Source organism: Hymenobacter agri (genome assembly GCF_054778495.1).
Genome location: NZ_BAAGZM010000508.1, coordinates 1 through 3,162 on the forward strand (window position 1 = coordinate 1; position 3,162 = coordinate 3,162).

The 3,162-nt window shown below is 59.8% G+C and carries 5 protein-coding genes; 2 read left to right on the forward strand and 3 right to left on the reverse strand.

Annotated elements, in window-relative coordinates; all coding sequences use genetic code 11:
• The first annotated feature begins 204 nt into the window (after positions 1–204).
• Positions 205–747 (forward strand): c-type cytochrome, encoded by a 543-nt coding sequence (locus ACYVDE_RS18465; RefSeq protein ID WP_460503019.1) that lies wholly within the window; start codon positions 205–207, stop codon positions 745–747.
• Positions 748–761: 14 nt separating this feature from the next.
• Here the strand turns inward: ACYVDE_RS18465 and ACYVDE_RS18470 are convergent, their stop codons facing one another.
• From ACYVDE_RS18470 to ACYVDE_RS18480, 3 genes are all read right to left on the reverse strand, one after another.
• Entirely contained in the window at positions 762–1,316 is a 555-nt protein-coding gene (locus ACYVDE_RS18470) for a hypothetical protein (protein WP_460503020.1), read from the reverse strand.
• Between the two features lie 100 nt (positions 1,317–1,416).
• Entirely contained in the window at positions 1,417–1,974 is a 558-nt protein-coding gene (locus ACYVDE_RS18475; protein WP_460503021.1) for a YdcF family protein, read from the reverse strand.
• A 123-nt stretch (positions 1,975–2,097) separates the two neighbouring features.
• Positions 2,098–2,553 (reverse strand): hypothetical protein, encoded by a 456-nt coding sequence (locus ACYVDE_RS18480; protein WP_460503022.1) that lies wholly within the window; start codon positions 2,551–2,553, stop codon positions 2,098–2,100.
• Positions 2,554–2,847: 294 nt separating this feature from the next.
• Here ACYVDE_RS18480 and ACYVDE_RS18485 point away from each other — a divergent pair, with 294 nt between their 5' ends.
• Positions 2,848–3,105, forward strand: a complete 258-nt coding sequence (locus tag ACYVDE_RS18485; RefSeq protein ID WP_245116776.1) for a hypothetical protein — start codon at positions 2,848–2,850, stop codon at positions 3,103–3,105.
• Positions 3,106–3,162 lie beyond the last annotated feature (57 nt).

The following is a 3,162-nucleotide window of genomic DNA, read 5'->3' on the forward strand; positions in this document are numbered from 1 at the left end:
GTGGCTGGCGGGGCTGCTGCCGCTGCAAGTGCTGTACGCGCCGTATGCGCTGGCCGTGGGGCTGGCCGGCCTGCGCGGCGGCTACGAGTGGAAGGGGCGGGCGGTGCGGTAGGGGTAAGATGGAAAAAAGGTAGTAAAAAACTGCCTCGCCGGGCTTGGATGGTAAATTTGCCGCATATATATTCCACCTAAGCCCAACGTGTTATGCGTCGCAACCCGGTGAGTTTCGCCCTGACAGTGGGCATGGCTTTACTAGTCGTGCTCTTTGGTTTCACCCTGCTGAGCGCCGCCGGGCTGGCGGGCTTCGCGGCCGATAAGTCATTCGCTGCGCCAACCGAAGCGGCCGGTGATTCGCTGAGCTTCGGCTGCGGCGTCATCGACCCGCCGAGGACCGATGTTGAGCTTCGGCTTGCCAATTTGCCCTCGGCTGAGGCAAAGACCATTGTCGCCGGCGATGCCCTGTTCAAAGGTAACTGCGCCCAGTGCCACGCCGTGAATGAGATAGTAGTCGGTCCGGCCCTCGCGGGCATCACCAAACGCCGCCCGGTGTCGTGGATTCTGCCGTGGGTGAAGAATTCGAGCAAAGTAGTGACCAGCGGCGATGACTACGCCGTGGCGCTATTCACGAAATTCAACAAGCAGCAGATGCCTTCGTTCGACTTGTCAGATAAGGAGATTGAATCCATTATTGCCTACATAGTCTACATAGAAAGCAGTCGGGCTTACAGCGTGGCTGTGCGAAACTAACGGGTCGTGCGCGCTCAAAACCCGTCCCACCAAGGCGGTAGCTTGGTGTTCTCATAGAAATCCTGGTATCGCCAGATTTTCAGCTGGTAGGCATATTCGCCGTGCTCGCCGACAACAGAGAAATTGACAGTCAGCTTCTGGCCATCGATAAGCCACATGGCTTTTCGCAGGACGCCGGGAGTGGGTCTCTGCCGGGCGACATAGCCTGTCGGGGGGCCTTGGCTGACTTTGGCCGGATTGCCGAATTGTTTGGTGAACAGAATGATGGCCGAATCCGTCAGCACTTTCAATTTGCTGTACGAGCCAGCGGTTATTGGCAGTTCCAGCGAGGAAAACCCGTACTGATTCAGGCTATCGTGCCTGACGACAAATCGCCAGTGCCCGAACACGTCCGACTGATTAGCATAAGATGAGATAAACTGCAAGTCGCCCAGCGGCTTGTAAGTGAATTCCTGCCGCCGGTCAACGTATTTCTCCAGCACGGCGCACAGCGGCAGCTTGCCGCCAAGCGGCGTTTTGAACAGGGCCAGCGACTGGCCCGCGGCGGGGGTGGCCAGCAGCAGTGCCATTCCCATTATGCCTCGATGTATGACTTTGTTCATTGGTGGCCGCTAAAAGGGCAGCGGGCTGGCGTTGTGAAAGCTTAAGTGGCGTCGGCAGTCCGGCGGCTCATTCGCTGTAATAAGCGAAAAACTCCCGAACGAGTGAGTATATATCCCGCAGCTCAAAATAACGGGGGCTGGCGCTGCTCACCGCCTCGAACTGCTGCTGCCGGAACAGCATTTTGGTCCGGGTGAGGTGGTAGTACTGCGACACCACGAGCAGGCTGCGGTAGTGCAGGCTGTCGCGCAGGCGCAGGGTATTGGCCACCGTGGCTTGGGTGTTGTCGCCGTGGTCGTCCACGACGATGAGTGAATCGGGCACGCCGTGGGCCAGCAGGTAGGCTTTCATTTTCTGCCCTTCAAAATAGCCTTCCCGGCCCAGCCCGCCGCTCACCAGCAGGCGGCGCGCCCGGCCGTGGCGGTACAGCGCGAGGCCGCACTGCAGGCGGCTTGCGAGCCGCGCCGACAGGCTGCCATCCGGGTTCACTTTATTGCCGAGAATGACGGCTACGTCGGCACTTTTGCCCTCATCCCTCAAGCCATCGACGACAGTGAAGGCCGTATGCCCGGCAAACCACATCAGGAGCAGGGCCAGCAGCACCTTCGCAGCAGTCAGGTATCGCATCGCGGTGCAGGATAATACGGGGTGGTAGAAATAACAGGCGCAATTCCTGAGCAAAGGAGAACACCGGATAAGTTGCGATGCCCGCACGCCCCACCCGGCCAACGTTGCTGCCCGCCGCCTGGGCTAGCCGGCGGCGGCGGTCAGCATGGTAAGGTAGTAGTTGGTGCAATGAATGGCCGTGAGCAGCAGCAGCTCTTTGTGAGGCAACTGTTCAAACGCCTCCGCGGCTTCAAGCTGGTAGTCGACCCGCAGCTTGGTCCATTTGAAATCAGGCACAATGTGCAGCAGTTCCGTTTCTTCGCCGTGGCACAGCACGCAGACGTTCTTGAATAAGCCTTTGTGTTTGAGCAGGTAAAAATCTTCCACGCCATTAAAGTGCGTGCGAATCAGAATTTGGCCTTTCCAGTTCATCTTGAAATCGAGCAGCACCTGCTCCTGCGGGTCTTTCACTTCGATGGTAGTGCCCCAGAAGCCTTTGGGGCGCACAGCGTAGTGGCGATAGTCGGCCAGCGCGATGTCGGCCTTGAAGGAAAACCAGCTCTCGTAATTCAGCGCACCAATGCGGGTATCGCCTTGCATGAGTTCGAAGTGCTTCGTGTCGAGTGATTTTGCTTGGTACTGTTGCATATGCGTGGGGCGAGGACCGGTAAGGATGGGGCGGCAAGCTACACGATGTGGCTGATTGGAGCGGTTACAAGGGCGTTGGCCCTTAGCGCGAACTTTTAGTTCGCGTCGGCGTGCTACCGGACGGTGGTTGCGGCCCGCGAACTGCAAGTTCGCGCTACGGCCCGGCCGCGCGTTGGCCCCGGACCGGGCGTAGCGGCTTCATCCGGCTTACATTTGCCCAAACCGCTGCCCGAATACCCGCTTCCCGTGACCGACCCCGAATTCGACCTGCTCGACGAGCTGTACTTCGTCACCCCGTTCCGCACGCTGCTCCAGAAAACCGGCCTGCCGCCCCAGGAGCTCGAAAACCAGCTCCGCAGCCTGTTGGAGCAAGGCCTCGTGCGCAGCTACTGGCCCGACCCCGACACCGAACTGGCCTACGAAACCACCTCGTTCGGCGCCATTGCCCGCGATGCTTCCTACCTGGCCTCGAAGGAAGGCCTGCTGCAACACAACACCCGCTAAGCGTGGCCGCCGCCGTTTCTGCCGCGCCCGCCGTTGTGGCCGCCGCCGCCCGGCCAC

What these genes read in the sequence shown, in the direction of transcription:
- ACYVDE_RS18470 (WP_460503020.1), bottom strand. Translation starts at nt 1,316, where the DNA reads ATGGCACTGCTGCTGGCCACCCCCGCCGCGGGCCAGTCGCTGGCCCTG.
- ACYVDE_RS18465 (WP_460503019.1), top strand. Translation starts at nt 205, where the DNA reads ATGCGTCGCAACCCGGTGAGTTTCGCCCTGACAGTGGGCATGGCTTTA.
- ACYVDE_RS18475 (WP_460503021.1), bottom strand. Translation starts at nt 1,974, where the DNA reads ATGCGATACCTGACTGCTGCGAAGGTGCTGCTGGCCCTGCTCCTGATG.
- ACYVDE_RS18480 (WP_460503022.1), bottom strand. Translation starts at nt 2,553, where the DNA reads ATGCAAGGCGATACCCGCATTGGTGCGCTGAATTACGAGAGCTGGTTT.